The organism is Klebsiella sp. BIGb0138, assembly GCF_004342285.1.
Classification (GTDB): Bacteria; Pseudomonadota; Gammaproteobacteria; order Enterobacterales; family Enterobacteriaceae; genus Klebsiella.
In genome coordinates, this window is sequence record NZ_SMCV01000005.1 from 220177 (window position 1) to 239816 (window position 19640).

Genomic DNA, 19640 nt, shown 5'->3' on the forward strand with positions numbered 1-19640 from the left:
ACCTCAGATAATCGGGTTATGGACGGTGACCAGCTTCGAGCCATCCGGGAAGGTGGCCTCGACCTGGATATCGGGGATCATTTCGGGCACGCCCTCCATGACCTGCTCGCGGCTTAACACGTGGCGGCCTTCTTCCATCAGCGCGGCGACGGTTTTACCGTCGCGGGCGCCTTCCATGATAAAAGCGCTGATTAAGGCGACGGCTTCCGGATAGTTCAGCCTCAGACCGCGGGCCAGACGACGTTCCGCCACCAGCGCGGCGGTAAACAACAGCAGCTTGTCTTTTTCTCTGGGTGTCAGTTCCATAGCGTTCTCTTAGGTCAGCCAGATTCGGGGAAGCACCGGCGATTTGCCGGTCAGATGCGGGCGCATAAACTGCCAGATATCACGCATCGCCCGCTGGCAAAGTAAATTATCGTCACTTAAGAATCGTACCGTCAGCAGGCCTTCGGTCAGCGTAGCCCCGGCATAGCTTGCCAGCGCCGCCAGCCGTTCCCGCACCCCTTCCAGCAGGGATTCGCTGGCGGGATAGAACAACAGGGTCCCGACCCATGGGCGATCGGCTACGCTTGCCAGCTGCCCATCGGCCAGGCTCAGGCGCTCAATCAGCTGCGGTGATTCATCCACCCACACTTCAAGACGGTTAGCAATGACGCCGTGGCTGAAGGTCTCGCCGATCGTCGGGCGGCCAAGGCACAGCAGATCCCAGGCCAGCAGTGTGCTGGAGGCGCAAAGGTGAAAGGCGGTGTGCAGATTGGCCCGGGCGCCGGGAAAGAAAATCGCGTCCTGCGGCAGCCATTCCAGGGTTGACTGCGCGGCGAGCGTCAGGCGCTGATGCAGGTGCGCCTGCGCGCCGCCGCTGCGATAAAATTTGCTGGCGCCGGGCATGGTGATCAACGTGTGGCAGCCGCTATCGAGCGTGGCGTTAATCGTCAGTTCATCACCGCCGACAATGCCGCCCGGCGGGTGCAGTAGATAGAGATGACAGGTGTCTTCTTCGGGATAAAAGGGGCGCTGGACGGTGAGGGGACCGACATGCCGGGCGGAGGTGAGTACCGTTTTGCCGCCGCGATGTTGAAAATGAAGGTCCAGCGTGGCCTGCCAGCCTTTTTTATTCTCTGGTGATACGGTGCTGTGCAATGTCGCGCCCCTGCAAAATCAAGATAAAACAGCAGCGATGAGTATTGATCGGGCGTAAAGCATCTCGATCATATGAAAAGCTTATGCATAAAAACGGCAAAACAGCCGCCGGAACGACGGCCGTTGAGTGGCAAGATTATTGCGCCTGATAATCCTCGGCGTCAATGTCATAACCCGAAGGTTCCCAGCGGATGGCGAGCAGCGATAGCAGGCCAATCAGCGGCGCGGCGGCGATAACCCAGAATACCCGGGTATCCAGCGCGGCCACCAGCAGCGGGAACAGGAACAGCGACAGCGTCGAGCTGCTGCGCATCAGGGTCTGGTTCAGGCCGACGCCGACGCCGCGCAGCGAGGTCGGATAACTCAGCGAGGCAAAGGTCATGGTATGGGCGCCGGGGCCAAAGCCCTGGCCGAACAGGAACAGCGCCAGCATCGCCACTGCGGCAACACCCTCGTCCGCACCGTCCGGGCGGCCGATCAGCGCCAGCCCGAGCAGCGCCGCCAGCTGGCAGCTGTAGCCCGCCAGAGACATCTTCCAGGCCCCTAAACGCGGCACCAGCCGAACCGCCAGCAGACCGCCGACGAAGGCGAAGAGCAGATTCAGCGCCAGCGAGATCAGAATCGTCGTCAGCATCGACTGAACAAAGAAGCTGGAGATGATCACCGGCAGGCCGAAAGCGACGGCGTTATAGGCAAAGGATGAGACCACCGATAGCAGCGTGGCCAGCGTGGTACGCCGCAGATAGACGCCCTGGAACAGACGGAAATAGTTGCTCCATTGCGCCTTTTTCACCACCGGCGCCGGTTTATCCAGCGCATCCTGCGCCACGTGGGCGTTGATGTTATACGCCTGGCGTAGGATAGCGGCGGCTTCACGCAGGTTGCCCTGGTTGGCGGCCCATACCGGCGATTCGCTCATGTAGCGGCTGCGAATGGCGATAATCACCAGCGCAGGAACCGCGCCGAAGCCGAGAATCAGCCGCCACAGCCAGTCGCTGTGGCTTTCTGGCAGCACGGCGTAGAAAAAGAGCACCAGCAGATACGAGATACTGATGGCGGCATACCACGTCGGGCACCACATGGCGACGCTGGCCGCTTTGTTGCCCGGCCCCTTAAGCCTGGAGAACTCGCTCAGGAAGGCCATCGCCACCGGCAGATCGATACCGACGCCGAGGCCCATGACAAAGCGGGCTCCGGTCAGAACGTATTCGTTGGGGGCCAGCGCGCAGGCGATCGCGGCCACGACGAAGAACAGCATATCGGCCATAAAGACGCGGTAGCGGCCGATTTTATCCGTCAGGTAGCCACCCAGCAGCGCGCCGACGATCGCTCCGAAGGTGATCGCCGATGCCACCATTCCGGTACCGGCAGGAGTCAGATTGAACTCGCGGGTAATATCTTTCAGGCCGAAGGCCAGGGAGCCGAGATCGTAGGCATCAAGAAAAATACCGCCGAGGGCGATACCCATGACGATACGCGCATTATTGCGCCCGCTGCTGCCCTCATTAATTAAACGTGACACATCGGCCGCGCCGCGTATCCATTGTACTTCCCCGCCGGGCGACCCTGTCGCAGCGACCGGAGCCGCATTAATTACGTCTGTCATGATGTTGTTCTGTTGTGTCTTATCGAGAGATTCAGAGTAAACATCGGCAGGAACGGGAATAAATCACTTTTGGTTATAAGACATAACTAAGTGATTGTAGTAAAAGGATTATCTTTAATGGCGGGATGGGGCAGGATAATTGGCTGAAAAATCGGGGAATTCAAAAAGATTGTCGTGGAAAAGGGACCCGGCGAGGCGTGCCGGGCGTGAGATTATTTCTGCTCCGGCGTTTTTTTGTTCTTCTTCAGCCGGGACCAGATTTTGCTCTCCTGGCGGCGCCACAGACGCTGGATGTTGTCATGATGGCGCAGCAGGATCAGACAGGAGAGCATCGATACCGGGAAGGTATACTGCGGTTTGAACCACCAGACATAGAAGGGCGCAATGAGCGCGCTGACTATGGCGCCTAGCGAAGAGTAGCCGCTCAGCAGGATGGTCAGCAGCCAGGTACCGGCCATCACGCCGGTCAAATCCCAGCCGATCGGGGCGATCGCGCCGAAAGCGGTGGCAACGCCTTTACCGCCGCGGAAATTAAAAAACACCGGCCAGATGTGGCCAACGCAGGCCGCGATGGCGACCAGGCCCAGCCAGAACGGAGTCAGACCGAGCGCCCAGGCACCCCAGACGGGCAGCATGCCTTTGAGCACATCAAAAATAAGAACCGTTACGGCTGCTCCTTTGCCGCCAATCCGTAGTACGTTAGTCGCTCCGGGATTGCCTGAGCCGCTATCGCGAGGGTCGGGCAGGCCAGCGAGGCGACACACCAGAATGGCGCTGGAAATTGAGCCGCAGAGGTAGGCAAGGATAACCAGTCCAGGCGCGATTGCACTCATCAGCTGTTCCATTGTGAAAATGTCGTTTTGTCCCCGGTATTCTTCGCCTTACGGGGGCGCAGGCGGTCCTCGTCCGTGTCGCCACGGAGTACTGCTATGCTCCGGAACGCGTGCCGCGCCGCCGCTTTCCTGCAATGCGAATTATTTAGGGGATGTCTTTGCATCTGTGGATAATACGCATAATTCGCCGGAAGTGGTATCCGGTTTAGCCAAAAAGCAGGCAGGTCGTGATGGATATTGTATTTATAGAGCAACTTTCGGTCATCACCACTATCGGTGTTTACGACTGGGAACAAACCATCGAACAGAAGCTGGTGTTCGATATCGAAATGGCGTGGGATAACCGCAAAGCGGCAGGCAGCGACGATGTCCGCGACTGCCTCAGCTATGCTGATATCAGCGAGCTGGTTATCAACCACGTTGAAGGCGGGCGCTTTGCGCTGGTTGAGCGCGTAGCGGAAGAAATCGCCGATCTGCTGCTGGAAAAATTTCAGTCGCCGTGGGTGCGGATTAAAGTCAGCAAACCTGGCGCAGTGGCCCGGGCGGCGAACGTTGGCGTGATTATCGAACGTCATCGGGCGTGATTGGACGTGGCCTTAATCTGAAACAAAACTTTTCAGGTCATACTCATTAAACAAATTGTCTTTATACAGGTCATAGAACCCGGCCATCAGGCTATTTTATTTGTCATTTTGCAGTACAGCACTTTTCAGCAGGATACCTTAGCCTTTGAATGTGCCGGTAGATAACGCGTAATGATTGATTCTTCACCGACTACGTGTACGCTGCGGGAGTGAAGCGCTATCTGTGTCCAAACTGGCTGCACCCATGACGCCTGATGGAAGGGTTCTTCAGATCTGGATTTTTCATTTTACTTTTTAAAGGGTTTAATTGGATGAGCGATATACACTCGCTGCTGGTGGCGGCAATATTGGGTGTGGTTGAGGGTTTAACAGAGTTTTTGCCTGTTTCCAGTACTGGTCATATGATTATTGTCGGTCATCTTCTGGGTTTTGAAGGTGATACCGCAAATACTTTTGAGGTGGTTATCCAGTTAGGCTCCATTCTTGCCGTGGTCGTGATGTTCTGGCGCCGTCTGTTTGGCCTGATTGGCATTCATTTCGGTAAACCGCCGGTACATGAAGGCGAGGGGCGCGGTCGCTTATCACTGATTCATATTCTTCTTGGCATGCTTCCGGCGGTGGTGCTGGGCCTGATATTCCACGATGCCATCAAATCCTTGTTCAACCCGATAAACGTGATGTACGCGTTGATTGTCGGCGGCGTGTTGCTGATTGCGGCGGAATTGCTGAAGCCAAAACAGCCGCGTGCGGTGGGGATTGATGATCTGACCTACCGTCAGGCGTTTATTATCGGCTGCTTCCAGTGTCTGGCGCTGTGGCCGGGCTTCTCCCGCTCTGGCGCGACCATTTCGGGTGGCATGCTGATGGGCGTCAGCCGCTATGCGGCGTCGGAGTTTTCCTTCCTTCTGGCCGTGCCGATGATGATGGGAGCGACCGTGCTGGATGTGTATAAGAGCATCGGCTTCCTGAACATGGGCGATCTGCCGATGTTTGCCGTCGGGTTCTTCATGGCGTTTATCGTGGCGCTGATCGCGATTAAAACCTTCCTGCAGCTGATTAAACGTATCTCGTTCATCCCGTTCGCCATCTACCGCTTTATCGTCGCGGCGGTAGTTTACGTGGTCTTCTTCTAAGCGCAGGTAACGCTGGCCCTCAGTCTTGCGGCTGAGGGCAGCGCTCTTCCTTCCACCGTGCGACGGCCAGAATGCGCCGTCGCGTCAGCTCTTCACGAATTTCCACGCCTTTAAATCCCTCGGCAACCACGTCTTTTGTTGCTACCGAACGGGCGACGTTCCAGGCTTCGAGCAGCAGGCGTCCCTGAGGATAATCACAGGCTTCGAAACCGGTACGACCGCGCACATCCGCCTCGCTGGTTAAGGCGATTTGCAGCACCCGCTGCGGCTTGCGCCAGGCGTCGATATTATCGAACAGTTTGACCAGCGTTTTTGGCTGCAGAATGGGAAGGGTGTGAATCAGGTCGTGGAATTCGGCCACCAGTTTTGCCAGATCGCGAATATCGTTCGGTACCCGCAGGCGAGCGCAGAGCTGTTCGACCAGCTTAACGCCAGCCGGGCCGTGGCCATGATGACGCGGCCAGAACTCTTTCGGCGTCAGCCCCTTGCCGAGATCGTGGCACAGGGTGGCAAAACGGACGTCAACGTCCGGCGACAGCATTGCCGCCATCGTCAGGGTCATCAACGTATGCAGACCGGTATCGATTTCCGGGTGCCATTTGGCCGGCGCGGGAACGCCGTAAAGCGCATCGATTTCCGGGAACAGTACGCCGAGGGCATGGCAGTCGCGTAAGGTCTGGAAAAAGACCTGCGGATTGCGGGTGCCAAGGGCATTTTCCGTCTCTTTCCATACCCGTTCCGGCGTCAGATGCGCCAGTTCGCCGGCGTCGGCCATCTTGCGCATCAGCGTCAGCGTCTCGTCGGCGATGCGAAAACCCAGATGGGCATAGCGGGCGGCAAAGCGCGCCACGCGCAGCACGCGCAGCGGATCTTCGCTAAAGGCCGGGGAGACGTGGCGCAGCAGGCGCAGACGTAAGTCGGCCTGGCCGCCGTAGGGGTCGATAATCACCCCGTCTGCGTCCTCGGCCAGCGCATTGACCGTCAGATCGCGGCGCAGCAGATCTTGTTCAAGGGTGACGTCAGGCGCGGCATAACAGGTGAAACCGGTATAGCCGGAGCCGGATTTCCGCTCGGTACGCGCCAGCGCGTACTCCTCCCGGCTTTCCGGGTGCAGGAACACGGGAAAATCGCGGCCTACCTGCTGGTAGCCCGCGTCAAGCAGCTGGCCTGGCGTGGCGCCCACCACGACCCAGTCTCGGTCTTTGACCGGTAGCCCTAATAATGCATCCCGAACCGCACCACCGACCAGATAAATCTTCACGCCTGACTCTCCCGTATCCACTTTGCGCAAGATGATACGTAAGTCTGGCAGAGAAGACGAATTAGTTCATCCACCGGTCTTTACGCTTACGGCTCGGGATCAGATGCGGTAGCACCAGACCGAGCAGCAGACCGACGCCGAGCACGCCGCCGCCGTACATAAACCACTGCATGATAATGGTGCGCTGTTTGTCATCCAGCTGCAGATTGGCGGCATTGACCTTTTTCTGGGCGACAACCAGCTCATTTTTCAGCTTTTGATTCTCGTCTTTCAGCGCGTTAATGACGTTATCGCTACCGGCGACTTTTTTCTGCATGTCTGCGGTGCGCTGATTCCAGGTGGTATCGATGTTGTTCAGCTTGTCGGTCAGGGTCTTAACCTGATTTTCCAGATCCGGCACGCGGGTACGCAGGCTGGGCTGGGTGCTCAGCTCTTTCAGCGGAATCCAGGCGGTACGGCCATTGCCGTCGCGGATCTGTGCATAATTGGTGCTGTCATTAGTTTGCAGCAGAGAGACTTCTTCCCCGGCGTTGATGGTGCCCTGCAGACGATAATTATCGCCAGGACCCGTGCGAACCCAGGTGTTCAGTTCATCAGAAACATAGCGCTTTTCTTCTGCATGAACCGCCGTGGCGGCGCTCAGCGCCAGCAAAGTAAAAGTGATAAGGCGTAATTTTGGCATCAGGTCATCGTTTGATCATAAAAAGTTGAACGATAGTAGTGGCATCGCCATAGCGACGCAAAGTTTTCTGCCACAATCGGAAACATCCAGGAGGTGGCCCGGCAAAATGCGCATTGCATGGCGATTCGCCGCAAAATACTATCTACTGACAAAAAATATCGGCGTTAGTTCGCCGTATTTTCCCGACAGCGCAGAGAAGCGGAAGAATTCAGTCATGGCTCAAGAAATCGAATTAAAGTTTATCGTTTCCGACGGCGGCGTAGACACATTACGTCAGCACCTTAATACGCTTAATGCCCAGCATACGCCTGCGGGTCCATTGCTCAATATTTACTACGAAACGGCAGACAACTGGCTGCGCCGCCATGATATGGGACTACGCATCCGTGGCGATCGCGGCCGTTACGAAATGACGTTGAAAATCGCCGGTCGGGTGGTGGGCGGGCTGCATCAGCGCCCGGAATATAATATCCCGCTGGAGAAACCCGAGTTGGCGCTGGAACGTCTGCCTGCCGGGGTCTGGCCGCAGGGCGAGCTGCCCGCGGGGCTCGCGCAAAACGTACAGCCGCTGTTCAGCACCGATTTTGAACGTGAAAAATGGCTGGTGAGCGAAGGCGACAGCCAGATTGAAATCGCCCTCGATCGCGGCGAGGTCAAAACCGCAGAGCATCAGGAAGCGATTTGTGAACTGGAGCTGGAGCTATTGTCCGGTGATACGGCCGATGTGCTGACGCTTGCGCGTCGTCTGCTCGACACCGGCGTACTGCGTCAGGGGAGTCTGAGCAAGGCCGCGCGCGGCTACCATCTGGCCCAGGGCAACGACCAACGCCCGCTGCGGTCCTGCGGCATTCTGCCGGTGGCAGCAAAAGCCAGCGTTGAGCAGGGGCTGGAAGCGGCGCTGGAGAACGCGCTGGCGCACTGGCTCTATCATGATGAGGTCTGGAACCGCGGCAACCCGGCGGCGAAAGCGCAAATTCTCCGCGCTATCGCGCGGGTACGTCATGCGCTGGTGCTGTTTGGCGGCATTGTCCCGCGTAAGGCCACCGCGCAGCTGCGTGAGCAGCTCAGCGTAGCCGAAGCGGCGCTGGAGGAGGCCGGAAAAGACCCGGCCGCGCTGTTCAGTATCGCCACGGTCAGCGCGAAGCTAACCCTGACGGAGTGGCTGGTGGGCCGCGGCTGGCGCGCGTTTTTAAATGAAAACGGGCAAAAGAAGATCGCCGGCTCGTTTAAACGTTTTGCGGATATTCAGCTTTCGCGGGCGGCGGCTGAGCTCAAAAATGCGTTCCAGCAAACGCTGGGCGACGATTATGATGGCCAGCTGCCGCGTCTGGCCCGTGAAATCGACTGCGTTCAGCTGTTAGCCGGCGCCTATGCCGACGCCGCGGGAGCGTGGCTGGAAAACTGGCAGGAAGTTCGCCGCGCCATTGAACACCGGGATAGCAGCGTTATTGAATATTTCCGCCGCCAGGCGCTGGTCGCGGAACCGTTCTGGCTGCATAGTGGAAAACGATAATTTCAGGCCAGGGAGACCCCTATAATGGCGCTTTCTTCGCAGTTGCAGCAGCACTGGCAGACGGTTGTGGACCGGCTACCGGCGGATTTTCCATTATCCACGTTAAGTCCGCAGGCGCAGTCGGTGATGGCGTTCAGCGATTTCGTCCAGCAGAGCCTGGTGGCCCAGCCGCAGTGGCTGGCGGAGCTGGAAAACTCACCGCCTGAGGCGCAGGAGTGGCGTCACTATGCCGAGTGGCTACAGGCGGCATTAGCGGAGGTCAACGACGAAGCGGCGCTGATGCGCGAGCTGCGCCTGTTTCGCCGCCGAATGATGGTGCGTATCGCCTGGGCACAGGCGCTGTCGCTGGTCAGCGAAGAGAGCAGCTTGCAGCAGCTAAGCGCGTTGGCGGAGACCCTCATCGTTGCCGCCCGCGACTGGCTTTATACCGCCTGCTGCAGCGAATGGGGCACTCCGTGCAGCGCTGAAGGAAAGCCGCAGCCGCTGCTGATCCTCGGGATGGGTAAACTCGGCGGCGGCGAGCTCAATTTCTCGTCGGATATCGACCTGATTTTTGCCTGGCCGGAGCATGGTGCCACCCGCGGCGGGCGCCGCGAGCTCGATAATGCACAGTTCTTTACCCGCCTCGGTCAGCGGCTGATTAAAGTTCTCGATCAGCCGACGCAGGACGGTTTTGTCTACCGGGTGGATATGCGCCTGCGCCCCTTTGGCGACAGCGGACCGCTGGTGCTGAGCTTCGCCGCGCTGGAAGATTATTATCAGGAGCAGGGGCGCGACTGGGAGCGCTATGCGATGGTCAAAGCGCGGATCATGGGCGATAACGAAGGCACCTATGCCAGCGAGCTGCGCGCGATGCTGCGGCCGTTTGTCTTCCGTCGCTATATCGACTTCAGCGTGATCCAGTCGCTGCGCAACATGAAAGGGATGATCGCCCGTGAGGTTCGCCGCCGCGGCCTGAAAGACAACATCAAGCTTGGCGCGGGCGGGATCCGCGAAATTGAATTTATCGTGCAGGTCTTTCAGCTGATCCGCGGCGGGCGCGAACCGGCGCTGCAGCTGCGGGCGCTGCTCCCGACGCTGGCCGCCATCGATGAGCTGCACCTGCTGCCGGCAGGCGATGCCGCGCGGCTGCGCGAAGCCTATCTGTTCTTACGCCGCCTCGAAAACCTGCTGCAAAGCATCAATGATGAGCAGACGCAAACTCTGCCGCAGGACGCGCTCAACCGCGCCCGGCTGGCGTGGGGGATGCAGGTTGATGACTGGGAGGCCCTGAGCGCGCAGCTGGAAGAGAAAATGGCCAGCGTACGGCGGGTGTTCAACGAGCTGATTGGCGACGATGAAGCGCAATCGCCGGATGAACAGCTGGAAGAGTACTGGCGCGAGCTATGGCAGGATGCGTTGGAAGAGGATGACACCAGCCCGGCTTTGGCCCACCTTGCGGATAGCGATCGCCGTAGCGTGCTGGCGCTGATTGCCGATTTCCGTAAGGAGCTGGATAAACGCACCATCGGCCCGCGCGGGCGCCAGGTGCTGGATCAGCTGATGCCGCATCTGCTCAGCGAAGTATGCTCGCGTGCCGATGCGCCGGTGCCGCTGGCGCGAATTACGCCGCTGTTGACCGGCATCGTCACCCGGACCACCTATCTTGAGCTACTCAGCGAATTCCCCGGCGCGCTGAAACATCTGATTAGCCTGTGCGCCGCCTCGCCGATGGTCGCCAGCCAGCTGGCGCGCCATCCGCTGCTGCTGGATGAACTGCTGGACCCGAACACCCTCTATCAACCGACGGCCACCGATGCCTATCGCGATGAGCTGCGTCAGTATCTGCTGCGCGTGCCGGAAGAGGATGAAGAGCAGCAACTGGAGGCGCTACGGCAGTTTAAGCAGGCGCAGCTGCTGCATATTGCCGCCGCTGATATCGCCGGAACGCTGCCGGTGATGAAAGTGAGCGATCACTTAACCTGGCTGGCCGAGGCGATGATTGATGCGGTAGTGCAGCAGGCGTGGGGGCAGATGGTGGCGCGTTATGGCCAACCAACCCATCTGCATGACCGCCCGGGCCGCGGTTTTGCGGTCGTCGGTTACGGTAAACTGGGGGGGTGGGAGCTAGGCTACAGTTCCGACCTGGATCTGGTGTTCCTGCATGATTGTCCGGTTGAGGTGATGACCGATGGCGAGCGCGAAATTGACGGTCGCCAGTTCTATCTGCGTCTGGCTCAGCGCATCATGCACCTGTTCAGCACCCGCACGTCCTCGGGGATTCTGTACGAAGTGGACGCTCGCTTACGTCCCTCCGGCGCCGCGGGCATGCTGGTTACGACCGCCGATTCATTTGCCGATTATCAGAAAAATGAAGCCTGGACCTGGGAGCATCAGGCGCTGGTGCGCGCCCGCGTGGTGTATGGCGATCCGGAACTGCAGGCGCGTTTTGATACCATCCGGCGCGATATTCTCAGCGCCCCGCGTGGAGGGGAGACGCTGCAGACCGAGGTGCGGGAAATGCGCGAGAAGATGCGCGCGCATCTCGGGAATAAACACCGCGATCGCTTTGATATTAAAGCCGATGCCGGCGGCATTACCGACATTGAATTTATTACCCAGTATCTGGTCCTACGCTATGCGCACGATAAACCGAAGCTGACGCGCTGGTCTGATAATGTGCGCATTCTGGAGCTGCTGGCGCAAAACGACATTATGGATGAGCAAGAAGCACGGGCGTTGACCCACGCGTATACCACGCTGCGCGATGCGCTGCATCATCTGGCCTTGCAGGAACAGCCGGGGAACGTTGCCCTGGACGCCTTCACCCATGAACGTGAGCAGGTTAGCGCCAGCTGGCAGAAGTGGTTGATGGCTTAACTAAAAAACCGGGTGTGCTATTATCGCGCGCAAAGTTTGCATCTCGCAGGAGAGAGTCATGAAAGTAACGCTGCCGGAGTTTGAACGTGCAGGAGTGTTGGTGGTTGGCGATGTGATGCTGGACCGCTACTGGTATGGTCCCACCAGTCGTATTTCCCCTGAAGCCCCGGTGCCGGTGGTGAAGGTGGAAACGATCGAAGAACGCCCCGGCGGCGCGGCAAACGTGGCGATGAATATCGCTTCTCTCGGTGCGACTTCCCGCCTGGTTGGCCTGACCGGGATTGACGACGCCGCGCGTGCGCTCAGTAAAGCGCTGGCCGACGTCAACGTGAAGTGCGATTTCGTCTCCGTACCGACGCACCCGACCATCACCAAGCTGCGCGTGCTGTCGCGCAACCAGCAGCTGATCCGCCTTGATTTCGAAGAGGGGTTCTCCGGCGTCGATCCGCAGCCCATGCATGAACGTATTCAGCAGGCGCTGAGCACCATCGGCGCGCTGGTACTGTCTGACTATGCGAAAGGCGCGCTGGCCAGCGTCCAGACCATGATTAAGCTGGCGCGTGAGGCGGGCGTACCGGTGCTGATCGACCCGAAAGGCACCGATTTCGAGCGTTATCGCGGCGCAACGCTGCTGACGCCGAACCTCTCTGAGTTTGAAGCGGTGGCGGGCAAATGTAAGGATGAAGCTGATATTGTCGAACGCGGTCTGAAAATTATTGCCGATTTCGAGCTGTCCGCGCTGCTGGTGACCCGTTCCGAACAGGGGATGACGCTGCTGCAGCCGGGCCGACCGCCGCTGCATATGCCGACGCAGGCGCAGGAAGTGTATGACGTCACCGGCGCCGGTGATACGGTCATTGGCGTGCTGGCGGCGACGCTCGCCTCCGGCAATACGCTGGAAGAGGCCTGCTACTTCGCCAACGCGGCGGCAGGCGTCGTGGTCGGCAAGCTGGGGACCTCTACCGTTTCGCCTATCGAACTGGAAAACGCGGTGCGCGGGCGCGCCGAGACCGGTTTTGGCGTGATGAACGAAGAAGAGCTGAAGCAGGCCGTCGCGGCGGCGCGTAAGCGCGGCGAGAAAGTGGTCATGACCAACGGCGTGTTTGACATTCTGCACGCCGGTCACGTTTCTTATCTGGCCAATGCGCGCAAGCTCGGCGATCGCCTGATTGTTGCCGTGAACAGCGATGCGTCGACCAAACGTCTGAAAGGGGAGTCCCGTCCGGTTAACCCGCTGGAGCAGCGGATGATCGTCCTGGGCGCCCTGGAAGCCGTCGACTGGGTGGTCTCCTTTGAAGAAGATACGCCGCAGCGCCTGATTGCCGGGATCCTGCCGGATCTGCTGGTGAAGGGCGGCGACTATAAGCCGGAGGATATCGCGGGAAGCGAAGAGGTGTGGGCCAACGGTGGTGAAGTGCTGGTGCTCAACTTCGAAGATGGTTGCTCAACCACCAATATCATCAGGAAGATCCAGAAAGACGGCGGCCAATAGGCGTTTCCCGCACTCGCGGGGGAATATGAAACCGGCCCGCGATCGCCCGATCGCGGGCTTTTTTAATTTAATGCTGACAGACATGATGCAGCGCAATAAATATGCGATTAGAGCGCATTTTTCGTACAGAAAGCGTGTGCGTCAGGGTAAATACTTAAGTGAGTAAAAAGCATATGACCAATCAGAACAGCAACGGCTGAAGGAGTATGCGGATGAATCACAACGAACTGTATTTGATGAAGAACTTTGATTTTCTGGCCCTGAGTTTCGCCAGAATGCATACGCAAGGTCATGCCGTTGATCTGCAGGCCATTGTCGGTAATATGGATGAAGATCAGCGTGAATGGTTTTGCCAACGGTATGAGCTCTACTGCCGCCAGGTCAGTGAAGAGGTTACACCGGCACCAGAGCTGGAACACTGATACAACAACGGGCCTGATGGCCCGTTATTTTTACTGCTTCTCTTCGGCGCTCGGAGTGGCCGGGCGGCTTTCGAGATCGCTGATACGCTGCTCCAGCAGAGCCAGTTTTTCGCGGGTGCGCAGCAGCACCTGAGTCTGCACATCAAACTCTTCGCGGCTTACCAGATCCAGGCGGGTCAGCTGTGACTGGAGCACCTGACGGATCTTTTTCTCCACATCTTCCCCAAGATCACGAAGACCTTTCGGCATCGATTCATGGACCTGGCGGGCGATTTGTTCAATTTTTTTCGGGTCAATCATGGTGGTTTCCTGCTCTGGTCGATTTACCGCTCATTGTAGTGCGAACGACGCAGCCTATAAACCAAAAATGTTTGAAGCTTATGCATTGCCGATGATAATCAATAGCGTTATAGTGATCTTGCTTATTCTCAGGGCGGGGCGAAATTCCCCACCGGCGGTAAATCAACCATCGCGTTGAAAGCCCGCGAGCGCTTTCTGTGAAAGCAGAAAGGTCAGCAGATCCGGTGTAATTCCGGGGCCGACGGTTAAAGTCCGGATGGGAGAGAGTAACGGCTCAGTCGGGTTTCGATCCGCTTGCGTTGACTTTTGCCGCTTAACCGGCGCTCCTAAGACTGCCCTGATTCTGGTAACCATAATTTTAATGAGGTTTTTTTACCATGAATCAGACGCTCCTTTCTTCTTTTGGTACCGCTTTTGAACGTGTGGAACACGCTTTAAATGCACTGCGCGAAGGCCGCGGTGTGATGGTGCTTGACGATGAAGACCGTGAAAACGAAGGCGACATGATTTTCGCCGCCGAAACCATGACCGTTGAACAGATGGCGCTGACGATTCGTCACGGCAGCGGCATTGTTTGTCTGTGCCTGACCGATGAACGTCGTAAACAGCTTGACCTGCCGATGATGGTGGAGAACAACACCAGCGCATACGGTACCGGCTTCACCGTGACCATCGAGGCCGCGGAAGGCGTGACTACCGGGGTTTCCGCTGCTGACCGCGTGACCACCGTGCGTGCGGCGATTGCCGATGGCGCAAAACCTGCCGATCTGAACCGTCCTGGCCACGTTTTCCCGCTGCGCGCGCAGCCGGGCGGCGTGCTGACCCGCGGTGGCCATACGGAAGCGACTATCGATCTGGTGACGCTGGCGGGCTTCAAGCCGGCTGGCGTACTGTGTGAACTGACCAACGACGATGGCTCAATGGCGCGTGCGCCAGAATGCATCGCGTTCGCCCGGCAGCACAATATGGCGGTGGTCACCATTGAAGATCTGGTGGCTTACCGTCGTGAACATGAGCGCAAAGCCAGCTGATCCTGGCCCGCTTCATCGCAAAGCCCGCCTTATGGTGGGCTTTGTTGTTTTTGGCCGTTAGCCAATCCCCATCGCCTGCAGCGCAACCAGGCTCAGCCCCATCTCGCCCCGATGAAGGTGGCGCTCCCGGCCAGCAGGGTCAATATTAAGGGGGACGACATCATTCAGCTCCTTTGATAATGATTATCATTCATAATATCTGGCTTGCCAGCTAACGGCGAGAGGGAAACAGGGCCCTTTACAGCGAATTACATTCAAATTTTCTGACGATCATCATCATGCTTATCTGAGTTTATCCTGATGCAAAAACGCGTAATGTGAAGGCATCACATTTCCTCTTTACTTAAGGATATCACCATGTCCCGTACCCGAATGCCAGCGTTGTTTTTAGGCCACGGTAGCCCGATGAACGTGCTGGAAGATAACGTCTATACCCGCGCCTGGCGTCATCTTGGCGAAACATTGCCACGCCCTAAAGCCATCGTGGTGGTCTCTGCGCACTGGTTTACGCGCGGCACCGGGGTCACGGCTATGGAAACGCCGAAAACGATCCATGATTTCGGCGGCTTTCCGCAGGCGCTCTACGATACGCACTACCCGGCGCCCGGCTCCCCTGAACTGGCGCAGCGCCTGGTCGAGCTGCTGGCACCGGTACCGGTGACGTTGGATAAAGAAGCCTGGGGTTTCGATCACGGTTCATGGGGCGTGCTGATTAAGATGTACCCCGATGCGGATATCCCGATGGTGCAACTGAGCATCGACAGCACCAAACCAGCAGCGTGGCATCTGGAGATGGGGCGCAAGCTGACCGCGCTTCGCGATGAAGGCATCATGCTGGTGGCGAGCGGTAACGTGGTGCATAACCTGCGCACCGCGCGCTGGCATGGCGAGAATACGCCTTACCCATGGGCGGAATCATTCAATGAGTATGTGAAAAGCAACCTCCGCTGGAAAGGGCCGGTTGCCGAGCATCCGCTGGTGAACTATCTGGCGCACGAGGGCGGTTCGCTCTCTAACCCGACGGCGGAGCACTATCTGCCGCTGCTGTACGTGCTCGGCACCTGGGACGGCGAAGAGCCGATTTCTATTCCGGTAGAAGGGATGGAGATGGGGTCGTTGAGTATGCTGTCGGTGCTGATTGGGGCATAAAAGTAACGCGATAACCCCGGCTGGCGTAAACGCCGCCGGGGAAGATCTTATTCGACGAAAATGTGCGGATAGAAACGCGACAGATCCTGGGTAATCAGCGCCCGATCCTCGCGCACGCCAATCCCGGCAGGTTGGTCGTTAATCAACCAGCTGCCGATCAGCGTATAGCTGTCACCGAACTTCGGCAGCGGATAAAACTCCTGCACGATAGTTCCTTCCTCACCGTATGGACCCTCTACCGCTTCCAGCACCTTGCCGTTTTCAACGATCGACACGTTCGCGCCTTCGCGGGAGAAAATCGGTTTGATGACGTACTTTTCCATCTCCGGATGTGCGTCTTCGCTAAACCAGGCCGCCAGCAGGTTAGGGTGGTTCGGGAACATCTCCCACAGCAGCGGGAGCAGCGCTTTATTTGAAATGATACTTTTCCACGCCGGCTCCAGCCAGCGGACGCCGGCATCTTCCAGCTTAGTGGAGAACATTTCGCGCAGCATATACTCCCAGGGATAGAGTTTGAACAGATTACCGATGACCTGATCCTGCAGATCGGTAAACTGCCCCTTTTCACCCAGGCCGATATCTTCGATATACAGAAACTCGGTGGCGACGCCCGCTTCCGCGGCGCAGTCCTGCAGATACTGAACGGTACCGCGATCTTCTTCGGTATCGCGGCAGCACGCCATATGCAGCAGCTGGAAGCCAAACTGCTCACGCAGCTCGCTAAAACGCGCAATCAGCTTTTCCTGCAGGCTGTTGAACTGGTCGCTACCTTGCGGCAACTGGCCGGCATTGAGCTGATCTTCCAGCCAAATCCACTGAAAGAACGCGGCTTCATACAGCGAAGTCGGCGTATCCGCGTTGTTCTCCAGCAGCTTGGGCTCACCCACGCCATCCCAGGCCAGATCGAGGCGAGAGTAGAGCGATGGCTGGTTGGTTTTCCACGACTGGCGCACAAAGCCCCAGGTGTGTTTCGGGATGCGAAACTTCGCCATCAGCTCGTCGCTGGCGATCACTTTTTCCACCGCCTGCAGACACATTTGATGCAGCTCGGCGGTCACCTCTTCGAGCTTCTCTACCTGGGCCAGCGTCAGCTTGTAATAGGCTTCTTCGCTCCAGTACGGCTCGCCATACATGGTATGGAAGTTAAAGCCGTATTCGGTCGCCTTTTCGCGCCAGTCCGGGCGCTCCGTGATGCTGATTCTTTCCATGGTGTTTAGCCGCCCATTGAGCGCGAAGAAGAGGTGCCTGCCGCACTACGCTGCATGGTGGACTGCTTCGCCACCGATTCACCAAACCCGCCGCGGGTTACGGTGCTGGTGGTGGCCGGTTTTGGCGCCATCGCCGTCTTCGGTACGTTCATTGTGCGGCCGGGCTGCGCGGCGCCGTAGCTCTTACCGCCGGCATCGGTGTACTGACCGTAGGCCGGGCTGGCCGGGTTTTTCGAGCTGAACAGCGGCTGCTGCGCGCCCATGCCGCCGCCCATCATGCGACCCATCATGTAGCCTGCCATCAGCGGCATCCAGAAGCTGCCGCTGCTTTGCGCCTGCGCCTGGTTTTCCGGCGCGACGCCTGCCTGAGCCGGCGCCTGCTGGCACTGGCCTTCACCGAATTCGGCTACGCAATCTTCACGCGTGGCGTATTTCGGCGCGGTACGTACAGCTTCTTGTTGGGCGTTATTGAATGCGGTGGTGCACTCCGCGCTTTTGTCAGGGTTGGCCGCAGAGCAGTCGTCGGCATTTTGATACAGAGAAACCGTCTCGTCGCTTTGTTCACAGCCGGCGAGCATAAATACGGCCGTAACGGCAAGAGCGACCGGCGTCAGATGACGTGCGCTCCAGCTTTTACGGAACGAGGCATGATTAATATTTTTTGTCCGTTTCATATTTGTCTTCCAGGACCCAGTGGTATTGCGGTTTGTTAACGCTCAGGATAGAGGATGACTGGTGGAAAATGAAGCGAAGAGGGGCGGAAAGCAGGGGATCTTTACGTTGCCTTACGTTTAGCGCTTCGCTTAGCGAAATTCGTTAAGCGAAGCGCCTTCACGCAAGGACGATTACTGGCGGAAAGGATTCGTGCCGCTGGTTTTCGTGGTGCGGGTAGCCGCCGGTGTGGCTGCCGGAGCGGCATTGCCGCTGTAGCCGTCGGCGCTGGCGTCCTGCTGCGGGTTCTCCGGCGCGACGCTATCCGGCGACGTTGCGACAGGTTTGCCCAGCGTATTGTTCAGCGCAATCAGATCCTGCTCATTCAGCGTACCGAGCGCGGATTTAATGTTCAGCTGGTTGATCAGGTAGTTATAACGCGCGCTGGAGAGCTGCTGTTTGGCGTTGTACAGCGTGGTTGTGGCATCCAGCACATCCACGATGGTACGTGTACCTACCGAATATCCCGCTTCCATGGCATCAAGTGAGCTCTGCGCAGAGACCACCGCCTGTTTGTAGGCGTTGATGCTGCTGATAGAAGCATTGATGTTGTTAAAGGAAGAACGAACGGTCTGTACCACGCTACGATGCGAGCTTTCCAGCTGTTCGCTGGCGCCGACGAAGTTGTACTGCGCCTGTTTCACCTGCGAGTTAACCATCCCGCCCTGATACAGCGGCAGCGAGAAGCTCAGACCGATTTTATTCTGCCCGACGTCGCTGTCGCCATAGCGCGTTGGGTCGTTGGTTTTAGAACCGTTATAGGAGGTATTGGACACCCCGGTCGAGGCGGTTAAATCCAGGGTCGGCAGGTGGCCGTCCTGCGCCTGACGAATCTGTTCGCGCGCCAGGTCCTGGTTCAGACGCGCCTGCAGCAGCGACAGGTTGCGGTTTTCCGCTTCCTTCAGCAGGGCGTTGACCGTCTGCGGCTTGTTGGTTTTAAAACCGTCGACGTTCAGCGACGCCAGCTCCGGATAGTAGTTCCCGGTTACCTGGCGCAGCGCTTCCACCGCGTTATCGAGATCGTTACGCGCGGTCACTTCGTTCGCCAGCACCGAGTCGTACTGTGAACGGGCGTTCTGCACGTCGGTGATCGCCACGAGGCCGACGTTAAAGCGTTGGGTGGTCTGATCCAACTGACGATAGATCGCCTGTTTCTGCGCTTCGGTATAGGAGAGCGTATCGATGGCGCTCAGTACGTTAAAATAAGCCGTAGCGGTGTTGAGGATCAGCGTTTGCTGGTCAGTCTGATAGGTGACGTCCTGAATACCGGCTGCTTTTTCCTGCAGCGTCAGGGCACGCCATTTCGACATATCAAACAGCGTTTGCGTGAGCTGCAGCGAGCCGCTGGTGACGTTAGAGTTCACGCCGTTGCTGTCGCGGTAGCCATTGGTGTAGGTATAATCCGCGCCCAGACCGAGTTGAGGCAGTAACGGGCTACGTGCTTCGTTGATCTTTTCGAATGCAGCATCGCGATCGGCTGCTGATTTACGCAGGTCAGGGTTGCTGATACGCGCCTGCTGATAAACCTGCATCAGGTTTTCTGCCTGGCTCATGGCACTGAAGCCAGTCAGGCCCAGGCCGATAAGGATGGGGAAAAATTTCTTCATTTGCATTCCTTGTTGTGAAGCATAAAGCGCCGCCCAAATTCTAAATATATCTGCTGATTGTATCGACTCTGCCGCGGTAAAAAGTTGGCGTTACGTGCCATCCGGCGGT

Annotated in this window: 19 protein-coding genes, 2 pseudogenes and 1 riboswitch; of the genes and pseudogenes, 9 read left to right on the forward strand and 12 right to left on the reverse strand. The window is 57.9% G+C overall.

Annotated elements, in window-relative coordinates:
• Positions 1-3 precede the first annotated feature (3 nt).
• Both EDF73_RS13755 and EDF73_RS13760 read right to left on the reverse strand, forming a co-directional pair.
• Positions 4-306 carry an urease subunit gamma gene (locus EDF73_RS13755; protein ID WP_132729672.1) on the reverse strand — a complete coding sequence of 101 codons (303 nt, stop codon included), beginning with the start codon at positions 304-306 and terminating at the stop codon, positions 4-6.
• A 9-nt stretch (positions 307-315) separates the two neighbouring features.
• Positions 316-1140, reverse strand: a complete 825-nt coding sequence (locus EDF73_RS13760; RefSeq protein ID WP_132729673.1) for an urease accessory protein UreD — start codon at positions 1138-1140, stop codon at positions 316-318.
• Between EDF73_RS13760 and EDF73_RS27680 the strand changes: the two are divergent.
• A pseudogene (locus tag EDF73_RS27680) lies at positions 1094-1192 on the forward strand (short-chain dehydrogenase); the annotation flags it as partial. The gene EDF73_RS13760 and the pseudogene EDF73_RS27680 overlap by 47 nt on opposite strands.
• 84 nt (positions 1193-1276) lie before the next feature.
• Here the strand turns inward: EDF73_RS27680 and EDF73_RS13770 are convergent.
• Together EDF73_RS13770 and plsY are read right to left on the reverse strand one after the other, a co-directional pair.
• Positions 1277-2746 carry an MFS transporter gene (locus tag EDF73_RS13770; RefSeq protein WP_132729674.1) on the reverse strand — a complete coding sequence of 490 codons (1470 nt, stop codon included), beginning with the start codon at positions 2744-2746 and terminating at the stop codon, positions 1277-1279.
• A 212-nt stretch (positions 2747-2958) separates the two neighbouring features.
• Complete coding sequence (plsY, locus tag EDF73_RS13775; RefSeq protein ID WP_132729675.1) at positions 2959-3579, reverse strand: glycerol-3-phosphate 1-O-acyltransferase PlsY; 621 nt, start codon at positions 3577-3579, stop codon at positions 2959-2961.
• A gap of 230 nt (positions 3580-3809) precedes the next feature.
• Between plsY and folB the strand changes: the two genes are divergently transcribed.
• Complete coding sequence (gene folB, locus EDF73_RS13780) at positions 3810-4163, forward strand: bifunctional dihydroneopterin aldolase/7,8-dihydroneopterin epimerase (RefSeq protein WP_132729676.1); 354 nt, start codon at positions 3810-3812, stop codon at positions 4161-4163.
• A gap of 311 nt (positions 4164-4474) precedes the next feature.
• On the forward strand, positions 4475-5296 hold the full coding sequence (gene bacA, locus EDF73_RS13785) for an undecaprenyl-diphosphate phosphatase (RefSeq protein WP_132729677.1): 822 nt from the start codon (positions 4475-4477) through the stop codon (positions 5294-5296).
• Positions 5297-5315: 19 nt separating this feature from the next.
• On the opposite strand, the gene EDF73_RS13790 is transcribed toward bacA, so the two are convergent.
• Both EDF73_RS13790 and EDF73_RS13795 read right to left on the reverse strand, forming a co-directional pair.
• Complete coding sequence (locus EDF73_RS13790; RefSeq protein ID WP_132729678.1) at positions 5316-6557, reverse strand: multifunctional CCA addition/repair protein; 1242 nt, start codon at positions 6555-6557, stop codon at positions 5316-5318.
• Positions 6558-6618: 61 nt separating this feature from the next.
• Complete coding sequence (locus EDF73_RS13795; protein WP_132729679.1) at positions 6619-7239, reverse strand: TIGR04211 family SH3 domain-containing protein; 621 nt, start codon at positions 7237-7239, stop codon at positions 6619-6621.
• Positions 7240-7453: 214 nt separating this feature from the next.
• On the opposite strand from EDF73_RS13795, the gene EDF73_RS13800 reads away from it, so the two are divergent.
• From EDF73_RS13800 to hldE, 3 genes are read left to right on the forward strand one after another with little or no spacing between them, the layout of a single operon-like run.
• Complete coding sequence (locus tag EDF73_RS13800) at positions 7454-8752, forward strand: inorganic triphosphatase (RefSeq protein ID WP_132729680.1); 1299 nt, start codon at positions 7454-7456, stop codon at positions 8750-8752.
• Between the two features lie 21 nt (positions 8753-8773).
• On the forward strand, positions 8774-11611 hold the full coding sequence (gene glnE / locus EDF73_RS13805; protein ID WP_165905719.1) for a bifunctional [glutamate--ammonia ligase]-adenylyl-L-tyrosine phosphorylase/[glutamate--ammonia-ligase] adenylyltransferase: 2838 nt from the start codon (positions 8774-8776) through the stop codon (positions 11609-11611).
• Positions 11612-11669: 58 nt separating this feature from the next.
• Positions 11670-13103, forward strand: coding sequence for a bifunctional D-glycero-beta-D-manno-heptose-7-phosphate kinase/D-glycero-beta-D-manno-heptose 1-phosphate adenylyltransferase HldE (hldE, locus tag EDF73_RS13810; protein ID WP_132729682.1), 1434 nt, complete (start codon positions 11670-11672; stop codon positions 13101-13103).
• A 107-nt stretch (positions 13104-13210) separates the two neighbouring features.
• On the opposite strand, the gene EDF73_RS27990 is transcribed toward hldE, so the two are convergent.
• A complete protein-coding gene (locus EDF73_RS27990; protein WP_347812715.1) occupies positions 13211-13324 on the reverse strand; it encodes a hypothetical protein in 114 nt (37 codons plus the stop codon).
• Here EDF73_RS27990 and glgS point away from each other — a divergent pair.
• Positions 13316-13525, forward strand: coding sequence for a cell surface composition regulator GlgS (glgS, locus tag EDF73_RS13815; RefSeq protein WP_132729683.1), 210 nt, complete (start codon positions 13316-13318; stop codon positions 13523-13525). The genes EDF73_RS27990 and glgS overlap by 9 nt on opposite strands.
• 30 nt (positions 13526-13555) lie before the next feature.
• On the opposite strand, the gene EDF73_RS13820 is transcribed toward glgS, so the two are convergent.
• Positions 13556-13825, reverse strand: coding sequence for an accessory factor UbiK family protein (locus EDF73_RS13820; protein WP_132729684.1), 270 nt, complete (start codon positions 13823-13825; stop codon positions 13556-13558).
• 120 nt (positions 13826-13945) lie between these two features.
• Positions 13946-14097: riboswitch (FMN riboswitch) on the forward strand.
• Positions 14098-14202: 105 nt separating this feature from the next.
• On the opposite strand from EDF73_RS13820, the gene ribB reads away from it, so the two are divergent.
• The gene (ribB, locus tag EDF73_RS13825) at positions 14203-14856 is read left to right on the forward strand and encodes a 3,4-dihydroxy-2-butanone-4-phosphate synthase (RefSeq protein WP_132729685.1); all 654 of its coding nucleotides are present in this window, start codon (positions 14203-14205) and stop codon (positions 14854-14856) included.
• Between the two features lie 95 nt (positions 14857-14951).
• Here ribB and EDF73_RS27685 read toward each other — a convergent pair.
• Positions 14952-15017, reverse strand: a pseudogene (locus tag EDF73_RS27685) (hypothetical protein); the annotation flags it as partial.
• A gap of 196 nt (positions 15018-15213) precedes the next feature.
• Between EDF73_RS27685 and ygiD the strand changes: the two are divergent.
• The gene (gene ygiD / locus EDF73_RS13830) at positions 15214-16005 is read left to right on the forward strand and encodes a 4,5-DOPA dioxygenase extradiol (protein ID WP_132729686.1); all 792 of its coding nucleotides are present in this window, start codon (positions 15214-15216) and stop codon (positions 16003-16005) included.
• Positions 16006-16052: 47 nt separating this feature from the next.
• Here ygiD and EDF73_RS13835 read toward each other — a convergent pair whose 3' ends face one another.
• From EDF73_RS13835 to tolC, 3 genes are all read right to left on the reverse strand, one after another.
• Positions 16053-17213, reverse strand: a complete 1161-nt coding sequence (locus tag EDF73_RS13835; RefSeq protein WP_132729687.1) for a glutathionylspermidine synthase family protein — start codon at positions 17211-17213, stop codon at positions 16053-16055.
• A gap of 5 nt (positions 17214-17218) precedes the next feature.
• Positions 17219-17887: a DUF1190 family protein gene (locus EDF73_RS13840; RefSeq protein ID WP_132729688.1), complete on the reverse strand. Its 669-nt coding sequence runs from the start codon at positions 17885-17887 to the stop codon at positions 17219-17221.
• 171 nt (positions 17888-18058) lie between these two features.
• Positions 18059-19531 carry an outer membrane channel protein TolC gene (gene tolC / locus EDF73_RS13845; protein WP_132729689.1) on the reverse strand — a complete coding sequence of 491 codons (1473 nt, stop codon included), beginning with the start codon at positions 19529-19531 and terminating at the stop codon, positions 18059-18061.
• Positions 19532-19640: the final 109 nt, after the last annotated feature.